General features: G+C 63.2%; 15 protein-coding genes. 11 read left to right on the top strand and 4 right to left on the bottom strand.

From position 1 onward, the window contains the following. Positions 1-14: 14 nt before the first annotated feature. The 5 genes from LAC81_RS09980 (at position 15) to LAC81_RS09960 (ending at position 8,022) form a co-directional block, all read left to right on the top strand. A complete protein-coding gene (locus LAC81_RS09980) occupies positions 15-2,813 on the top strand; it encodes a mechanosensitive ion channel domain-containing protein (protein WP_419195812.1) in 2,799 nt (932 codons plus the stop codon). A 168-nt stretch (positions 2,814-2,981) separates the two neighbouring features. Then, positions 2,982-3,260, top strand: a complete 279-nt coding sequence (locus tag LAC81_RS09975; RefSeq protein WP_162768842.1) for a hypothetical protein — start codon at positions 2,982-2,984, stop codon at positions 3,258-3,260. A 357-nt stretch (positions 3,261-3,617) separates the two neighbouring features. Next, positions 3,618-5,174, top strand: a complete 1,557-nt coding sequence (locus LAC81_RS09970; protein ID WP_223727688.1) for a caspase family protein — start codon at positions 3,618-3,620, stop codon at positions 5,172-5,174. 156 nt (positions 5,175-5,330) lie between these two features. After that, positions 5,331-6,092, top strand: a complete 762-nt coding sequence (locus LAC81_RS09965) for an MBL fold metallo-hydrolase (RefSeq protein ID WP_223727687.1) — start codon at positions 5,331-5,333, stop codon at positions 6,090-6,092. A 172-nt stretch (positions 6,093-6,264) separates the two neighbouring features. After that, positions 6,265-8,022 (top strand): adenylate/guanylate cyclase domain-containing protein, encoded by a 1,758-nt coding sequence (locus LAC81_RS09960; protein WP_223727686.1) that lies wholly within the window; start codon positions 6,265-6,267, stop codon positions 8,020-8,022. Between the two features lie 41 nt (positions 8,023-8,063). Here the strand turns inward: LAC81_RS09960 and LAC81_RS09955 are convergent, their stop codons facing one another. After that, positions 8,064-9,473, bottom strand: a complete 1,410-nt coding sequence (locus LAC81_RS09955; RefSeq protein ID WP_223727685.1) for an adenylate/guanylate cyclase domain-containing protein — start codon at positions 9,471-9,473, stop codon at positions 8,064-8,066. 143 nt (positions 9,474-9,616) lie between these two features. Next, on the bottom strand, positions 9,617-10,033 hold the full coding sequence (locus tag LAC81_RS09950) for a nuclear transport factor 2 family protein (protein ID WP_223727684.1): 417 nt from the start codon (positions 10,031-10,033) through the stop codon (positions 9,617-9,619). A gap of 155 nt (positions 10,034-10,188) precedes the next feature. Here LAC81_RS09950 and LAC81_RS09945 point away from each other — a divergent pair, with 155 nt between their 5' ends. The 6 genes from LAC81_RS09945 (at position 10,189) to LAC81_RS09920 (ending at position 15,646) form a co-directional block, all read left to right on the top strand. Further along, complete coding sequence (locus LAC81_RS09945) at positions 10,189-10,587, top strand: GFA family protein (RefSeq protein WP_223727683.1); 399 nt, start codon at positions 10,189-10,191, stop codon at positions 10,585-10,587. 142 nt (positions 10,588-10,729) lie between these two features. Then, the gene (locus LAC81_RS09940) at positions 10,730-11,803 is read left to right on the top strand and encodes a cyclic nucleotide-gated ion channel (protein WP_223727682.1); all 1,074 of its coding nucleotides are present in this window, start codon (positions 10,730-10,732) and stop codon (positions 11,801-11,803) included. Between the two features lie 187 nt (positions 11,804-11,990). Beyond that, positions 11,991-12,824 (top strand): response regulator, encoded by an 834-nt coding sequence (locus LAC81_RS09935; protein ID WP_223727681.1) that lies wholly within the window; start codon positions 11,991-11,993, stop codon positions 12,822-12,824. A 296-nt stretch (positions 12,825-13,120) separates the two neighbouring features. Further along, the gene (locus tag LAC81_RS09930; RefSeq protein WP_223727680.1) at positions 13,121-14,413 is read left to right on the top strand and encodes a diguanylate cyclase; all 1,293 of its coding nucleotides are present in this window, start codon (positions 13,121-13,123) and stop codon (positions 14,411-14,413) included. Between the two features lie 124 nt (positions 14,414-14,537). Continuing rightward, a complete protein-coding gene (locus LAC81_RS09925) occupies positions 14,538-15,014 on the top strand; it encodes a VOC family protein (protein ID WP_113539278.1) in 477 nt (158 codons plus the stop codon). A 224-nt stretch (positions 15,015-15,238) separates the two neighbouring features. Further along, positions 15,239-15,646: a DUF805 domain-containing protein gene (locus tag LAC81_RS09920; protein ID WP_223727679.1), complete on the top strand. Its 408-nt coding sequence runs from the start codon at positions 15,239-15,241 to the stop codon at positions 15,644-15,646. 10 nt (positions 15,647-15,656) lie between these two features. Here LAC81_RS09920 and LAC81_RS09915 read toward each other — a convergent pair whose 3' ends face one another. Both LAC81_RS09915 and LAC81_RS09910 read right to left on the bottom strand, forming a co-directional pair. Next, positions 15,657-16,256, bottom strand: a complete 600-nt coding sequence (locus tag LAC81_RS09915) for a YdeI/OmpD-associated family protein (protein ID WP_223727678.1) — start codon at positions 16,254-16,256, stop codon at positions 15,657-15,659. Positions 16,257-16,354: 98 nt separating this feature from the next. Beyond that, complete coding sequence (locus LAC81_RS09910) at positions 16,355-17,299, bottom strand: phosphatase PAP2 family protein (RefSeq protein WP_223727677.1); 945 nt, start codon at positions 17,297-17,299, stop codon at positions 16,355-16,357. Positions 17,300-17,443 lie beyond the last annotated feature (144 nt).

The following is a 17,443-nucleotide window of genomic DNA, read 5'->3' as shown; positions in this document are numbered from 1 at the left end:
AACCTGCAAGGACTATGAAATTGCGTTCTGTCGGAAAACTGCCTGCCATTCTCATCTGCCTGCTGGGGCTGGTCACTGCCGGTCCGGTTGCAGCGCAGAAGGCGGCGCAGCCGGCACAAGGTACCGCCCAGGGCACAACGCAGTCCGGCCAGAAGTCGACGCAACCGGCCCAGTCGGCGCAGACCGCATCGCAGCCGGCTGCTGGCAAGGCGACGACACCGACCGAGGATAACGCCCAGCCAGGTGCAAACGACGCGACGCCGGATGTGGCCGCGCCGGCCGCGACGACCGCGGAACCGGCCCAGACCGCGCCTGCTCCCGCGCAGAGCGCAGCGCAGGACGATGGCGCAGCGCCCGGCCAGAGCCAGGCGACCGAACAGCTTGCCAAGGCTGGCGACGAGCTGAAGCGGCTGACGGACCTCGTATCAAAGGCGAAGGACGATGACACCGCGCTTGCCGAACTGAAGGTGCAGGTCGATGCACTCTTCAAGCAGATCATCGGCGTGTCGGTCTCGACCCGTCCACGCCTCGACGAGATCAAGGCGCGGCTCACCGAACTTGGCGACCCGCCGGCCGAAGGGCAGCCCGCGGAGGCCGATATCGTGTCCGCCGAGCGCAAGCGCCTCGTGGCGGAGCGCGGTGCCATCAACGCGCTGACCGGTGAGGCCGAGGGCCTGTCGGTGCAGGCGACCAAGCTTTCCAACGCCATTACCGCGACAAGGCGCGCGCTGTTTTCCAACACGCTCCTGAAGAACACCGAAGTCTCGACCGGCATGTTCGACGACGCGCTGACGGCGACGGCGGACGAAACCCGCGTGCTCTCGCGTAGTGTCGGGAGCTGGCTGAGCTTTGCCTGGAACTACAAGCGCGTGCCGCTCCTGACGGCGCTGTTCCTGTCGCTCCTGGCGGCGCTCGTGTTCCTTTCGGGCAGCCGCAGGCTGTTCCGTCCCTGGATCGAGCATGACATTACCGATGAGGAGCCGAGCTACTTCCGCCGCCTGTCGGTCGCCTTCTGGTCCACGCTGATCCCGACGATCGCCTCGGCCGCCTTCGCGATCTCGAGCTTCCTGTTCCTGCGTGGCTTCAACGTGCTGCGCTCCGACATCGCACCGATCATTGCCATTACGCTCGGGGTGGCGGTGGTGGTGTTCTTCGTCACCAGGCTCGCCCAGGCGGTGTTGTCGCCGCGCGATGCGCGCTGGCGGCTCGTCCGGGTTTCCGATCGCGGCGCCAGGATGCTGATGATCGCGATCTTCGCCATGGCGCTGGTCAACGGTCTCGATTACCTGTTCGGCGGCGTCAGCGAGGCGCTCGGCTCGCCGGTGGTCCTCACCGTCGTCAAGAGCTACATCGCCTCCATCGTCATCGGCCTCATCATCATGGCGTCGGCCTGGATCAAGCCGACACTTCGAAAGGACGAGTCCTTCGATGGGCATGGCCACGCCTGGCCGCGGGTCGTGTCCTTCGCGCTGCTTGCGACCGGCGCCTTGCTGATCATTGCCGCCGTGTCCGGCTATGTCGGTCTCGCGCGCTTCATCGCCACGCAGATCATCATCACCGGCGCGATCCTGGTGACGATGTATATCGGCATCCTCACCGGCCGGGCGGTGGCAAAGCAGGGCGCCTTTGCCGAGACGGCGGCCGGGCGTTATCTGGAGCGGCGTTACAATCTGGAACAGGTGGCGCTCGACCAGATCGGTCTTGCCGCGGGCCTCAGCATCTATGCGCTGGTCGTTCTCTTCTTCATTCCGCTGATCCTCTTGCAGTGGGGCTTCCAGATCGCCGACATCGAGTCCTGGGCCTACCGGATGGTGACCGAGATCAAGATCGGCTCGATCACCATTTCGCTGGTCGGCATTCTCGCGGGCGTCCTGTTCTTTGCGCTCGGCTATGTCGTCACCCGCTTCGTGCAGCGCTGGATCGACGGCAACATCATGGCGCGCAGCCGGGTCGATGCCGGCGTGCGCAACTCCATCCGCACCGGCATCGGCTATACCGGCGTCGGCCTTGCGGGCCTCATCGGCCTGTCGGCGGCGGGCATCGATCTCTCGAACCTCGCGCTCGTCGCCGGTGCCCTCTCGCTCGGCGTCGGTTTCGGCCTGCAGAACATCGTCTCGAACTTCGTCTCGGGGCTGATCCTGCTCGTCGAGCGGCCGTTCAAGGTGGGCGACTGGATCGTCAGCGGCACGACCGAAGGCTTCGTCAAGCGCATCTCGGTGCGCGCCACCGAGATCGAGACCTTCCAGCACCAGTCGATCATGATGCCGAACTCGCTGCTGATCAACGCCTCGGTCGGCAACTGGACGCATCGCAACAAGCTCGGCCGCTCCGAAATCGCCGTCACCGTGACCTATGCCAGCGAGCCGCGTCGGATCATGGAGCTTTTGTCCGAGATCGCCGCCGCCCATCCGATGGTGCTCAAGAACCCGTCGCCGAGCGTCGGCTTCACTGCGTTTGGCGACGATCGCATGACCTTCGAACTCCGCATCTACGTGGCCGACGTGCTGACCGGTGGTGGCGTGCGCAACGACCTGCGCGTGTCGATCTACGAGCGCTTCCGCGATGAAGGCATCGGCGAGCCGTTCCCGGTGAAGATCGAGGACGTGCCGGTAGAGGACCAGACGGGCATTGAGAGCCACGAGCCGGAGAAGGTTGGCGAGCCGAAGGGCGCGACCCCTGCCGAGGACAGGGTTTCGGCCAAGGCGACCTCGTCGAGCAAAGCGACGGCTTCGGCAGCGCCGCTGGACGAGGAGCGCGTGGAGGAAGGCAGCGCCCGGCGCGCCGCCAGCCGGCGTTCCAACCCAAACCGCTGATAAACGGAGCATTCACGGCCTATTCAGCCAGCCCAAGATAAAAAGCATGCAATTCTTTCGGTGACCGACTACGCTTGTCACCGGCTGAAGAGGTGGCCGGCGCAGCGTCGCGAAACCGACGGGGCGGCCGGCTCGGCAAGAGGGCGGCGCGTCGGGCGCCGATGGGCGATGAAGAAATCTGTGATTGCTTTGCTTTCCGGCGTGCTGATGGCCTACGTGCCGACGGCGGGTGCTGCCAGTGCCGCGACCGTCACGAACAAGGACAGCGAGACCGCCGTCCTGGTCGTCGTCGAGGGCGAAAGCCGCATGGAAGTGGCCATCGCATCCGGAGCAACGGAAATGATCTGCCCGAGCGGTTGTTTCGTGACGGCGCCAAGCGGTGACCGCATCGGCCTGCAGGGCGACGAGAATGTCGACATCGTCAACGGCAATGTCGTCGTGAAGTAACCTTCCCATTCCGCCGCAACGGTGCGACCGTCTCGCGCCGTTGCCGGGCGACAATCCTGATATTCTCTCCCAGATCCATGCGTTCAATGCGCTGGTAGCCGCTGCTGACGGCAGGTCACGCCCCTTGCTGATAAGCGTGTCGGCGCGCGGATCTTCCACATGGCCGGCCTGCGAGATTGATGCCTAATCCCAAATGATCAGCGAATGAAACTCTGGTCTCGCTCGTTATGACAATGAACCAGGCGTGGGGTCTGGTGGGCGCCGTCCTTGCATTGACAGGACCCATTGCAGGTAGCACGCTTGGTCGTTAGGGCTGACGCGCATCGTCGCGATCATCAGCGAATTGCCGGGGGAGCCATGCCATTCCTTCGCATCGCCGTGTCCATTCTGCTGGTCCTTTGCGCCTCGCAGGCGCTGGCCGAGAAGCGCGTTGCGTTGGTCATCGGCAATTCCGCCTATCAGCATGTGGCCGCCTTGCCCAATCCCGGCAATGATGCCCACGACATGGCGGCCAAGCTCGAAGGGCTCGGCTTCGAGGTGGTGGCCGGCGCGGATCTCGACCTTGCCGGAGTGCGGCGGGTGCTGCGCGACTTTGTCGGCCGGCTCGACGGCGCCGATCTGGCGCTGTTCTTCTATGCCGGGCACGGCCTGCAGGTGAACGGCGAGAATTATCTCGCCCCCGTCGATGCCACGCTCGCTTCCTCTGTCGATCTCGAGTTCGAGGCGGTGCCGATGAACCTGATCCTGTCGGCGATGGAGCGCAGTACACGGGTCAATATCATCCTGCTCGACGCCTGCCGCGACAATCCGCTGGCGGTCAATCTCGCCCGCTCGATGGGCACGCGTTCCGCCTCGGTCGGCCGTGGTCTGGCCAAGGTCGGCACCGGCATCGGCACGCTGATCGCCTTTTCCACCCAGCCCGGCAATGTTGCCCTCGACGGATCGGGGCGCAATTCGCCGTTCACATCGGCGCTCTTGAAACATCTCGGCCAGCCGGGGCGCGACATCACGCGCGAGCTGATCGATGTGCGCCGCGACGTGCTGGCGGCAACCGGCGGCAAGCAGGTTCCCTGGGACAATTCCTCGCTGACCGGGGAAGTGGTGCTGAAGCCCGCCGTTGACGGCAAGCCGGCGCCGGCCGAGGCGCCCGCGACGGGTCAGGCCGCCGAGCTTGCCTATTGGGAAACGATCAAGGATGCGACCGACCGCGACCTCTTCGACGCCTATCTGCAGCAATATCCGGGCGGTGCCTTCGCATCGCTCGCCAAGGCAAAGATCAAGATCATCGAGCGGACTTCAGCGCCTTCATCCGAAGGCGTCAACGACGGATCGGGTGGCCAGGCCGTGGCGGCCATCGATCCGGTGCTGGCTGCGCCCAATGCCGATGACAGGACATTGGCCCGTTCAGTACAGGTCGAGCTCAATCGGCTCGGCTGTCGCGCCGGCAGCGAGGATGGCGTCTGGGGTGCCGGCAGTCGCAGGGCGCTCGAAGCCTTCGCTAAGTACGGCAAGCTCGAACTTGCGACGCTCGAACCTTCCAGCGACGTACTCGATCGTCTGAAGTCGGAGAAGGTGCGGATCTGTCCGCTTGCCTGCGGCCGCAATGAAGAGGCAAGAGACGGTCGCTGCGTCACGATCCGGCGCGAGGCGAAGCTGCCGCAACCGGGCGAGACGCAAGGCATGGTCAAGACACCGCAGAAAAACGCCGGCACCCGCGCGATTAGCCCGCCGGCCGAACTGCAGAAGAAGAGCTTTGCCAGTTGCCCTGAAAATGCGGGTGTCGCTTTCCGGCAGATGTTTGCCCGCGGCTCCGGCCGCGGCCGGACGACGATCACCGCCACCCATTCCTGCGGCCGCGCCTTTGCCTGCCACCGGGTGGCAAGGGGCCAGCCGTGGGATTGCGGCTGGCGGTGAGGGGGCAGCGCATGCTGCCGCCTTCAAACAGGGGCCGGAGTGACGGGCGATGGCGTTTCTCAACCCTTGCGCGTCATTTCGGGGCTTGATTTCGCTGCCGCATGCGCAAGGATCGCCGCGACAATCAAGGCCGGTTCCGGCAAAGGAGGACCCCCAATGAAACTCCAGCTTATCCGCAACGCCACGCTCAAGCTCGACTATGCCGGTCACACGGTCCTGATCGATCCCTTCCTCGGGCCGAAGGACAGCCTGCCGTCCTTTGCCGGGCGTGCGCCCAATCCGTTGGTCGATCTGCCGTTCGACACCGACACCATTCTCGCAGGCGTCGACCTCGTCATCCTCTCGCACCTGCACGAGGACCACTTCGACGACACCGCCAAGCATCGCGTGCCGAAGGGCCTGCCGATTTTCTGTCAGCCGGGCGACGAGGAGGCGATCCGCGGCGCCGGCTTTCGCGACGTCACGCCACTCCTCGGCAAGGCGCAGTGGCAGGGCCTGAAGCTCACCCGACGCGACGGCAGCCACGGCCTTGGTCCTGTCGTTCAGGACATGGGGCCGGTCATGGGCTTCAGCCTTGAGGCCAGGGGCGAGCCGACGGTCTACTGGGCCGGCGACACGGTACTCTATCCGGCCGTCGAAAAGACCATCCACGACACGAAGCCGGATGTGATCGTCACCCACTCCTGCGGTGCGCGCTGGGACGGCGCCCTGATCGTGATGGATGCGGCGCAGACGATCGCGGTCTGCGAGGCCTCCAAAAAGAGCATCGTGGTTGCCACCCATATGGAGGCGCTCGACCATGCGACGGTCAGCCGAGGCGACCTGCGCGCCGCCGCCAGCGCCCATGGCATCGCCTTGACCAGGCTGCTCATTCCGGATGATGGCGACGTGTTGACCTTGATGCCGCCTGTGGTCTAGGGCGCCGACAGGCCGCAGAAGGGCAAGCTGTCACGCGGCACGGCTGCCGGGGGTGCTCCTTGCCCGGCAGTGGTCTTCATCGGCTCCGGCTTGCTATATGCATCTGTGAATATTCGAAAATTCACGCATATTAAACGCAACGAAATCCTCCGACACAGGAGCGGTCACCGTTGTGGATCGAAAGCTCGCAGCCATCCTTGCGGCCGATGTCGCCGGCTTCAGTCGCCTCGCAGCGCTCGACGAAGAGAACACGCTTCGCGCGCTTGAGCTGTGCCGGGGTCGGATTGCCGAATTGGTGGGTGCCCATGGCGGCCGCATCTTCGGCAGTGCCGGCGATGGTCTCGTCGCCGAATTTCCAAGCGCTGTTCAGGCCGTCCGCTGCGCGGTGGAAATCCAGCGCGGTCTTCTCGATGCGCAAGATATGCCTGCCGAATGCCGCCTGCAGTTTCGCATCGGTGTCAATCTCGGCGACATCGTCGTGTCGGGAGACGACCTGCTCGGCGACGGGGTCAATATCGCCGCGCGCCTGCAGGAGATCGCCGCTCCGTCGGGCATCTGCATTTCCGGGGCGGTGCGCGAACATCTAGACGGCAAGGTGTCCTTCGGGCTGACCAGCCTCGGCGAGCGGAACTTGAAGAACATCCCCCGGCCCATTCTGGTTTTCCGGGTCGACTGGCAAGATGAGATCGCTGTCGGAGGCGGCATCCTCGACGGGGCGCCGCTGGCCGGTCGCAGCAAGGACCAGCCGTCGATCGTCGTCATGCCCTTCGACAATCTCAGCGGTCAAGGCGACGAATACTTCGTCGACGGTGTCGTGGAGGAGATCACTGCGGCGCTCTCGCGCGTCCGGGATTTCTTCGTCATCGCGCGACAGTCCGCTTTCACCTACAAGGGGCGTTTCGTCGACGTGCGTGACGTCGGCAGGGAGCTCGGCGTCACCTATGTGGTCGAAGGCACCGTCCGCCGCGGCGGCGACCGGCTGCGCATTTCCGTGCAACTGGTCGACGCCGAGACGCGGACCCAATCCTGGTCGGACCGCTACGAGGGCGCAATCGAGGATATTTTCGAGTTCCAGGATCGGATCGCCGCGCAGGTGGCAGGGGCCATTCACCCGGCCATCCGTGATGCCGAGATCGAGCTTGCCAAGCGCAAGCCGCCGGCCAGTCTGCGCGCCTATGACTTCGTCATGCGCGCCTTCCCCAATCTCTGGGGGCGTCGCAAGGATAGCAACAACCAGGCGATCGAGCTGCTTCGGCAGGCGATCTCCGTCGATCCCAGCTACGGCCGCGCGCATGCGCTTTTGGCCTGGTGCCACGCCTCGAACGCTTCCTATCTGTGGACCGACCAGCCGGAGCGTGAATTGGATCAGGCACGTGCAGCGATCGAAGTTGCAGGCTCGATCAGCGACGATCCGACTGCTTTGACTGCGGCTGGCGCGGCAACGAGCATCTGCGGCGATCAGGAGCGCGCCGCCACCTTTATCGAAAAGGCGCTGGCGCTTGATCCGAACAATGCCTGGGCATGGGCTCGCCTCGGCTGGATCGCGATCTTCACGGACGATCCCGCGCGTGCAACCGAGCGGTTCCGGCGTGGGATGACGCTGAGCCCGAGAGACCCGCTCGCATTCAACATGAGACTGGGGATGGCTTTTTCCATGGCCATGCAAGGGGCTCTCCCTCAAGCCATCGCGATAGCCCAGGACGTCGTCAACAACTATCCTGATGTGACCTGGTCCTACCGCCACCTCGCGGCTTGGTCGGCTATGACCGGGGACATGGAGACCGCCCGATGGGCGGCGCAGAAGCTGCTGGCAGCAGAGCCAGGGTTCACGATCGAGCGGTATCGGGCGCTGCCCTGGTTTCAGAGGATACCGCAGTGGCAGCATCAGATGGCCGAGGGGCTACGGCAATCCGGGTTGCCCGAACGCTGATCGCCGCTCGCGGGAGATACGCGTTCCGTTCCCGGCCAGGCTCACGGGATCGAGAAAATGCTGATCTCGTTGGTAATGCCGCGCAGAGCGACGTTGTGCGATTGCGGATTGAGGCCGCGGTCGCTGAGCAGGCCCGCGGCGCGCGGGTCGTCGAGCACCGAACTGGTGGCGAAAATCTCGCGCGAGCCTGCAAGATGCTGGACGCGTGAGGCGATGTTGACCGTCTGGCCGAAATAGTCCTGCCGCTCGTTGAGGCTGACGGCGATGCAGGGGCCTTCGTGGATGCCGATCTTCAGCAACAGATCCTCGGAGCCCCTGTTATCGTTGAGCTCCCGCATCGCCTCGCGCATGCGCATGGCGGCGGCAACGGCCCGGTCCGGTGTCGGGAAGGTTGCCATGACCGCGTCGCCGATCGTCTTCACCACCGCACCCGCTTCGGCCGCGACGATTTCGTTGACGACGCTGAAGTGGGTCTTCACCAGATCGAAGGCGGCGAGATCGCCGACCCGTTCGTAAAGCTCGGTCGAGCCGCGCAGATCCGAGAACAGGAAGGTGAGGCTGGTGATCTTCAGCCGCTGGTCCACGTCGATCGTGTCCGTGCGGTAGATGTCGCGGAAGGTCTGGTTGGAGAGGAGCCGCTTGGCGGTCAGGAACGGCCGGCGGCGGCCGAGAATGTCGTGCAGCGCATCGTTGGCGATGCAGACCGAGGGCAGGGTGCGGACATCCGTGTGGTTCTCCACCTGGATACGCAGCGGGCCCGGCTGCATGACCAGCGCCTCGTCGTGGCGATGGCCGCGATCGAAGACCAGCGACAGCGTGCGCCGCTCCCTGGTCGGCTCGCCCTTGACGTCAATGAACTGCGCGGCATGGGTCACGGGCTCGAAGACGATGATGAACTCCGCCGGCAGCTGCAGCGAGATTACCGCCTTTTCGCCGGGCGGCAGTTCCAGCGCCTCCAGCATGAAATCGTCGACCTGCGCCTCGTAGCCCTCGTCCGGCAGCTCGATGCCGGAGCCCCAATAGACCTGGCGGAAATATTCGAGCGGCGGCAGTTCGTGCGGGTTGTGGGCCTCGATGTGGCGTATCCGCGGGCTCACGGTGAAGGTGACCTCCACCATCTCATCCAGCGTCGGCTCGTAGCCGGCAGCACAGAGCGAGCAGGTATAGGTGTCGCTTTGCACGGTTTTCAGCGAGGTGTTGGCGTCGAGCACGCCGCCGCAGCCGGGGCACAGCACATTCCAGGAGAGCTCGAAGAGACCGAGGCGCGAGGCGTGCAGGAAAGCCGCGATCGTCTTTTCCTCGTTGAGTCCCTGTTCGGCGGCAAAGGCAAGCGCATTGACGCGGCAGAGCTTGCGGTCCGCCGCCTCCCGGACAAAGCGCTCCAGAGTTGCGGCAATCTCGGGCTGCACGGTTTGGCGCAGCATGTCGAAGAGAGGCTGAGCTTCACTCATGCCGGCATCCTACACCGAAAACGAGCGGCGGTGCAGACGGTTTATCGGATTGGATGAGGCGGTCAGGGATTGGCGCGCGCCGCCTGTCGCGCGCCTCACTTCGCTCGGCAGCGATCTTGGCCGCTCCGGCATGAATCGGGACCTTATGCGGCCTTGCGGTCGCGGCCGAAGGGATCGCCGAGGACGGATTCCGTGTGGAGCGAGGCCTGCCACCCACCGTTTTCACGGATCCAGGTGGTGGCGTCGGCGGCCTTCAACGTCAAAGGCTCGCCATCGACGTCCATCTCTTCGGTCACCGTGTAGGCGATGACGGCCACGTCCGCGCGCGGAAAGATCACGCTGACGTCGTCAAGGCGGAAGGATTTGAGCTTCCAGGAATTCTCGGCCTGCTCGGCCATCCTGCGGTAGTCGTCGCGGGTGAGTACCGCCGCGCCCTGCGCGCCCACGACGATCGAGCGTTCGGGCAGCATGGCCATGGACGCTTCGGTGTCTTTCTCCAGAATGGTTCGCCAGAACTCCTGTTCGAGGTCGATGATCTCCTGTTCGTCGGCATGCGCCATCGCGGTTACCCTCCGTTTTCGATATCCGCAGAAGACGTCAAAAGGCGAAAGGTTCCGCGACAGCGCTGCGCCGGCCGGTGGCTCCGACGGAACCCAAGAGCCGAACGCGTCGTTTTCCGGTTCAGATATCGGCAGTTACGAGGCGGGATAAAGTCATGGCGATACTTTCGGGAAAATGCCTTTGCGGCCAAGTCAAGGTTTCGGTGCGCGGCGAGCCAACGCGGGTCGGCATCTGCCACTGCACCGACTGCCGGCAGGAAAGCGGCTCCGCCTTCACCTTCTATGGCATCTGGCCGGCGGCCCGGTTCGAATCCAGCGGTGAAACTGCCGAGTTTCAGGGGCGCTGCTTCTGTCGGCATTGCGGTTCGCGGGTCTTTTCGGTCGATGAACAGGAGGCCGAGGTCAAGCTCGGCATCCTCACCGAAGCGCCGACGCCCCTGAAGCCGAGCTACGAGCTCTGGATCAAGCGCCGCGAGGCCTGGCTGAGGCCGGTGGATGGGGCCGAACAATTCGAAGAGGATCGGCAACCGAGAGCCGCCGGCGGGCGCTTCTAGAGCGGTTCGTCTCCGGATTTCCGCGTTTCTTTACTTGAGCATCGATTCATGAATGGAATTGTGCTTTAGATCAAAGCGTTACTGCTTTGATCTCACCGGCGGTCGAGACTGCCGCGCGGGTGGCGGGCCGCTGGGGGAGTAAATGTCGGCACGGCCTTTGTTGAGGATGTCGGACGCTGCCAATGGAATTTTGGCAGCGGCTGGGCTCGTGGTTGTTGCGGCGCTGACCGCAACGAGCTTTGGCGCTGCCGCGCGTCTTGCCCTCGAGGGTTTCCTCGTCGGGATCTGGGGCTTCTATGTCCTGCAACTCACCGATACGCTGATGGCGCTCGGAGCAAGGGACGGCCGCGCCTCTGTGCCCGAAGCGACGATCGATCTGATCGCGGTCATCGTTCCGCTTGTCGGCTTCCTTTTTGCCAGCACCCGGGATCAGAGCCTCTATTGCGGCGTCTGGCTGCTGAAGCCGCTCCGCCACTCCACTTTCTTCCGGCTTCTCGGTCGGGTGGTGTCACGGGCCGCACCCAATCTCATCGGCGTCACCTCGCTCTTCGGCATCGTCCTCTTCGGCGCATCGCTCGTCGCCTATCTCATCGAGCGCGATATCCAGCCGGAGAAGTTCGGCAGCATTCCCCAGGCCATGTGGTGGGCGGTGGTGACGCTTTCCACCACCGGTTATGGCGACGAGATCCCGCAGACGCTTGCCGGGCGGGTGCTTGCCGGCCTGGTGATGATGAGCGGCATCGGCATCTTCGCTCTCTGGGCCGGCATTCTCGCCACCGGCTTTTTCGAGGAGGTGCGCCGCCAGGACTTCGTGCGCAACTGGCAGCTGGTTGCGGCGGTGCCGCTCTTCGAGAAGCTCGGTTCGGCCGCCTTCGTCGAGATCGTGCGGGCGTTGCGCCCGCGGGTGGTGCCGGCCGGCGCCATCATCTGCCGCAAGGGCGAGGCGGGCGACCAGATGTTCTTCATCGTCGAGGGGCGTGTGAGCATCGCCACCCCTTTGCCGACGCCGATAGAACTTGGCCCCGGCAGCTTCTTCGGCGAAATGGCGCTGATAACGGGCGAGCCGCGCTCGGCAACCGTCAGTGCCGCCACCGAGGTTTCGCTGCTTACGCTCTATTCGGAGGATTTTCAGATGCTGTCGAGCAGCAATCCGGAGATCGCCGACGTCATTCGCAAGACGGCCGACGAGCGGCGTGGCGCGGCGCCGAGGCATTGATGGCTTGCCGTGGTCGAAGCGGCTGGAACGTGCCATGTCGGCACGCGACCTCGTCATTTCGCCGGGCGCTCATTAACACCAGAGAAAGCCTTTCTCCTCTAGCATGGCGGCTGCAAGTTACAGTGACTTTGCGGGCATGAAGAACGCTTGGGCGCTGTAGGGGGACACTCTTTTACATAGGCGTTCAATGTCGTTTTTTGGCGTTTCCGGAATGTATTATTCCGGCGAATCCCTTGCCGAGCACCGTATCGTGCTTGCCGAGGACTCCAACCTCTTCTCGGCGATGGTTTCGAAGCGGCTGAAAGAGCTGTTCGACATCGATGTCATCGTCTGCCGCGACTATGACGACCTGCAGTTCGCCGTCGAGAACGCGACTTTTCCGGCGTCGCTTGCCATCTCCAACATCAACCTTCCGGGGGCGGAGAACGGTGAGGCGCTCAACTATCTGATCGACATGAGCGTGCCGACGGTCGTGTTTACCGGCTCCTTCCAGGAGTCGACGCGCGAGAAGATCCTCGCCAAGGAGATCGTCGACTACGTTATCAAGGACAGCGTCTTTGCCGTCGACATGCTGGCGGAATCCGTCTGCCGCTTCCTCACCAACCACAAGCACCACGTGCTGATCGTCGATGATAGCCCGACGGCGCGCGCGCTTCTGACGACGCAGCTCAAGCGCTACAATTTCCGCACCAGCTCGGCGGAAAACGGAGCGATGGCGCTCGAACTTCTCAAGAACAATCCCGATATCGGCCTGGTCATCACCGACTACAACATGCCCGATATCGACGGCTTCGAACTGACACGGCGTATCCGCGGTTCCTACGGGCCGCATCAGCTGCGCATCATCGGCGTTTCGTCCTCCACCAACCGGCTTTTGTCCGCGCGCTTCCTCAAGGCCGGCGGCAACGACTTCGTCGTTCGTCCCTTCGTCAACGAGGAATTTTACTGCCGCGTGAACCAGAACCTGGACACACTGACGAAGATCCGCACACTCAGTGAAAAAGTAAGGGTTCCCGCGTAGGGCAATTCGTCAGGGCTCATATATACCCCTAAAATTTATTGGGCACGTGCATCAAAAATGCCGCTCTCAGGTTGCCGTATTAACGAAATTGCAATCCGATCGGTCTTCAATCCGCCCCAGCAGGAGCGGGGAGCCCGGTCACACCAGACCACGCCGGCCAAATGGCCGGTGGGGTTCGTGGCGGGGTTTGTTGATACATTTGGAGCCAGCGTCACCCCTTGAGGGAAGCACGCCTGCGGCTCGAGAGGGGTTGCAGGGACGTGAGATTGCGCCGCACGCCAGGCCGGGTGAACTCTGTGCAAAAGCACAGCGACAAGCGCATGCTCCTTGTCGAAGACTCCCGGATGTTCGCGACGGCGCTGAAATACGGGCTCGAGTCCGTGCATGGCATCCGCGTCACCCATTGCAGTTCGCTCGCGGCGCTCAGGGAAGCGCTGGAAGAGGCACCGGACAGTTTCTCGCTGGCGGTGCTCGATCTCAACCTGCCCGATGCGCCCAATTGCGAGGCGCTAGAATTCGTCCTCGACAATCAGGTGCCGGCCGTCGTCTTCACCGCAGCCTTCAATGACCGTACGCGCGAAGAGATCCTTGGGCGCGGCGTGCTTGACTGCGTCATCAAGCATCAGCCGGAATCGATCAACCTCCTGATCGGTGCGGTCGACCGGGCGCTCACCAATGGCAAGACGACGGTGCTGCTCGCCGATTCCGATGCCGCCTCGCGCAGCGAGCTTGCCGGCATCCTCAGGCGGCAGCGGATCTCCGTCTGCGAGGTCGCGTCTGCTGCCGATGCGCTGCAGGTGCTCGACAGCGGCGAGGCAGTCGATCTCGTCGTCACCGACCTTGATCTCGCCGATATGTCCGGTGCAGCGCTACTGGCCGAAGTGGAGCGGCGGCAGGGCGATAGCGCGCTGCCGGTGATCGGGCTTTCCGACAGCGGCGACCGAAGGGCCGGCGCCCGTTTCCTGGAGGCGGGCGGCACCGATTTCATCCAGAAGCCCTTCCTCGAAGCCGAATTCAACGGCCGCATCGCCCAGACCGCCGGCGTGCAGAAGCGGCTGCAGACCCTGCAGCGCCAGGCGGCAAGCGACTATCTCACCGATCTCTATAACCGTCGGCACTTCTTCCTTGCCGGCCCGCGGCTCGTGGAACAGTGCCTCAGACGCGGCGAGCCGACGGCGATCGCCGTTCTCGACATCGATCATTTCAAGCGCCTCAACGACACCTACGGCCACGAGATCGGCGACATCGTGCTGAAACACGTGGCCAAGCGGCTCTCGGTGCTGGTGGGCGAGGATCACCTGCTTGCCCGCCTCGGCGGCGAGGAATTCGGCGTTCTCTTCAACGGCTGCGATGTGCGCCGCGCCTTTGCCTTCTGCGATGCGCTGCGCCTGGAACTCGCCAAATCCCGCATCGTCGCCGACGACGAGGAACTGACGATTACGGTTTCGATCGGGCTTGCCACCATCGAGACCTCGGAAGCCTTCGAGAACTACCTGCACGCCGCCGACCAGTTTCTCTATATGGCCAAACATGCCGGCCGAAACCGGGTGATCTCGGAACTGGCGCTTCTCGACGCGCTGGCGTCATAGGCGCCCCGCCTGGGCCGCAAGCCCGCCTCCAGAAATATACCTTCACGACCTGTCGGCTTGGAACGAAGTCGAACGTCCTTCGGTTAGCTGCATATGATCCAGCGCTGCGAGGAGGACACGACGCATGACCAATGTTGTTTCAAATCTCTGGTTCGCCAAGGAGGCCCGCGAGGCCGTCGACTTCTATATTTCGCTCGTTCCCAATTCCGCGATCATCCGCATCACCAGCTTGCCGGCAGAAAGCCCGAGCGGACCGCCCGGCAGCGTGACGACCATCGAGTTCACGCTCGGCAACCAGGAATTCCTGGCGCTCGAAGCCGGGCCGCTCGATCCGTTCAATCATTCCTTCTCGATCATGATCCAGTGCGACACCCAGGAGGAGATCGACAGGATCTGGAATGCCATCAGCGAAAACGGCGGACAGATCGAGCAATGCGGTTGGATCCGCGACCGTTGGGGGCTCTGCTGGCAGATCGTGCCGAGGGCGCTCGGCGACATGGTCGCCCATTCCGACCGCGTACGTGCCAAGCGCGTCACGGAGGCGATGCTCGGCATGATCAAGCTCGATATAGCCGAACTGGAGCGCGCCTTTCACGGCTAGGGGACGGCTGTTTCGTGGGTGCAGGACCCGTGAGGGGTGGGGCGGCAAGCGAGCCTTGTGCGGCCTCCAACGACGGTCGGAGTGTCAGCCCCGAGGCAACTTGCCTTTGCAACCATCGGGCACTTTTTCTATAAAAACATCTACCGGTTTATTAGCGAGCTTTCTATATGATGAAATGACTGGCCAGCGCGGGGCGCGCCTGGGAGGTCAACGCGAGACACGACGTGAATTCGCAGACTTTTACGAGTATTGATGGCCGTATCGGACGCCAGACCTGGTGGTTGGCGCAGATCGTCGTCTGGATTGCGACGACGGCCGCGGTGTTCGCCGGAGGGGCGCTTTTGGCGCTTTCAGGCGTCGATAATTACGCTGCGGGCTTCAGCCTCATGCATTTGATGGTTTTCATCGTGCTCGTTGCCAGCACCTATTTTTCCCTGGTCGTCAACATCAAGCGTTGGCACGATCACGGCAGGTCCGGTTGGTGGAATCTGGCGCTCTTCGTGCCGGTCGTCGGGCCGCTGCTGGGCCTCGTCATGCTCGGCTTCCTTCCGGGTGACGAGGGTGACAACCGTTTCGGCCCGTCGGGCGTTCGCATGGTCGGAGGTGCGGGGGAGCGCTTCGGTCGCGTTTAGCAATAGCCCTTCATTTGCCTTTCTGCGGATAGATCGTTTCGCCGCGCTTCAGCATCTCGACGAAGGTCTCGATCTTCTTCTTGCGCCCGGCTTCAGTCTTCATGTTGTGGGTGCGGAAGGCGAGCGCGAAGCGGTTCTGTGCGCTGAGCTTGCCAAGCATTTCGCGGGCTTCGGGCTCAGCGTCGATCGCGGCCTGCAGGTCGTCGGGGATCTTCATGTCCTTGCCGCTCGCATAGGCCCGGTCCCAGCGTCCGTCGGCCTTGGCCGCTTCAACCTGGCGCAGGCCGTGCTCGGTCATGCGGCCTTCGGCAATCAGCCGGGCGACGTTGTCGACGTTGATCTGGCTCCAGATGCTCTTCTTGCCGCGCGGCGAATAACGCTGCAGGAAGCTCTTGTCGTTGAGCCCCTTGCGCACGCCGTCGATCCAGCCCCAGCAGAGCACCACATCGATCGCCTCTTTCGGCGTGATCGAGGCGAGGCCGGAGTTTACCTTGTGGGTCTTGATCCAGACTTCGTCTTCGCTTTGATGATGGGCGCTGAGCCAGTGGTAGAAGCTGTCGAAATCCGCGAATTCGCGAACCTTGGCGGGATTGATTTCGACGGGTGCCATAGACGCATTGCTCCAAGCTGCTGAAACGGCGACCATTCAACCGAAAATGGCGGTGCGTGCAAGCGGTGGCGCCTGATCTGCATTATGGGGCACTGGCTTCATGATTGGGTGGGAACGGGCGAAGGAGTTGCCGGTGCAGACAAGGCGGTGGACCTTTGACCCACAGGCCTCGTGACGAACCCTATGGAAGCCACAGCGACCGCCATGCCGGCGATGACATCGACGGCGTAGTGGCTTCCTGCGGGTATCGCGGAGAAGCCCATTGCAAGGTTCAGGACGAGCGCGGGATACCGGAGCAAGCGCACAGGCCACAGCGCCCATGCGCAGAGCACAGCGACGGCCGCATGCACCGACGGAAATGTCACGATGCCCTGGCTCTCTGGCAGTCGCCAGATGAAGTTGGGATCGTTCCGGACTGCATGAAACTCTTCGAGGAAGAGGTATCCGTAGGTTGCGTTGATGTGTTGCAAGCTGCTCGCATCGAATTGGTAGTAGGCGTAAGCGCCCAGCGCCGGGAAGAAAATCGAGATGGCGCTCGACAGGAAGCACAGGAGCGCGTAGGCGCCAACCATCTGATAGGCCCTCCTGTGGTGGTTGGACAGCACCAGCAAGGCCGGGCAGAGCAGAAGCTGATAGGCGAAAGAACGATAGGCCTTGTTCAGCGCCTCGGACAGGAGATAGTGCCGATCGATCCATGCCATCATCGCCGACCAGTCGATTCCAAGCCACTTGTCCCATCCGGAGAGCTGATGGTCGGCTAAAGGGAAGTTTGTCCGCGCCGACAAGTAGGTTGAAAGGGTGATCGGGACTACGAGGAGTAGGCCGCATCCGCAACATTCGATCATTGGCCGAAGTTGGTGAAAGTTGAAGCGCAACGCAAGGAAGCTGGCGGCGCAGACGGCAGTTGCGAACGCGGCGGCCTCGTACAGCCATCCTTCAAAGCTCAGCGGAAAGCCGGAGACGGATGACGTCAACAAAAGTGCCCCGTAGGAAAAGATCGTGCCCGCGATCAGGAATAGGCGAGCCTGAGAAAAATCTTCCATAAAAACTCCGTACCAATATGAGGCGGAGTCTAAGTCGAAACTGGTTGTATTTCTGTAAATGTGTTCTCTACAGGTTGCGTACCGGTGCGTTGCTTGCCGTACTCAACTCTTGAGCAGGTTGATCTCGCTGGTGGAGCCGGCAAA

The sequence above is a fragment of the Ensifer adhaerens genome (assembly GCF_020035535.1).
Taxonomy (GTDB): Bacteria; Pseudomonadota; Alphaproteobacteria; order Rhizobiales; family Rhizobiaceae; genus Ensifer.
This window is presented reverse-complemented; position numbering and strand designations above follow the sequence as displayed.

Excerpts from the sequence above, each read along its gene's own strand:
- LAC81_RS09980 (WP_419195812.1), top strand. The coding sequence starts at position 15 with ATGAAATTGCGTTCTGTCGGAAAACTGCCTGCCATTCTCATCTGCCTG.
- LAC81_RS09975 (WP_162768842.1), top strand. The coding sequence starts at position 2,982 with ATGAAGAAATCTGTGATTGCTTTGCTTTCCGGCGTGCTGATGGCCTAC.
- LAC81_RS09970 (WP_223727688.1), top strand. The coding sequence starts at position 3,618 with ATGCCATTCCTTCGCATCGCCGTGTCCATTCTGCTGGTCCTTTGCGCC.
- LAC81_RS09965 (WP_223727687.1), top strand. The coding sequence starts at position 5,331 with ATGAAACTCCAGCTTATCCGCAACGCCACGCTCAAGCTCGACTATGCC.
- LAC81_RS09955 (WP_223727685.1), bottom strand. The coding sequence starts at position 9,473 with ATGAGTGAAGCTCAGCCTCTCTTCGACATGCTGCGCCAAACCGTGCAG.
- LAC81_RS09950 (WP_223727684.1), bottom strand. The coding sequence starts at position 10,033 with ATGGCGCATGCCGACGAACAGGAGATCATCGACCTCGAACAGGAGTTC.
- LAC81_RS09945 (WP_223727683.1), top strand. The coding sequence starts at position 10,189 with ATGGCGATACTTTCGGGAAAATGCCTTTGCGGCCAAGTCAAGGTTTCG.
- LAC81_RS09940 (WP_223727682.1), top strand. The coding sequence starts at position 10,730 with ATGTCGGCACGGCCTTTGTTGAGGATGTCGGACGCTGCCAATGGAATT.
- LAC81_RS09935 (WP_223727681.1), top strand. The coding sequence starts at position 11,991 with ATGTCGTTTTTTGGCGTTTCCGGAATGTATTATTCCGGCGAATCCCTT.
- LAC81_RS09925 (WP_113539278.1), top strand. The coding sequence starts at position 14,538 with ATGACCAATGTTGTTTCAAATCTCTGGTTCGCCAAGGAGGCCCGCGAG.
- LAC81_RS09915 (WP_223727678.1), bottom strand. The coding sequence starts at position 16,256 with ATGGCACCCGTCGAAATCAATCCCGCCAAGGTTCGCGAATTCGCGGAT.
- LAC81_RS09910 (WP_223727677.1), bottom strand. The coding sequence starts at position 17,299 with ATGGAAGATTTTTCTCAGGCTCGCCTATTCCTGATCGCGGGCACGATC.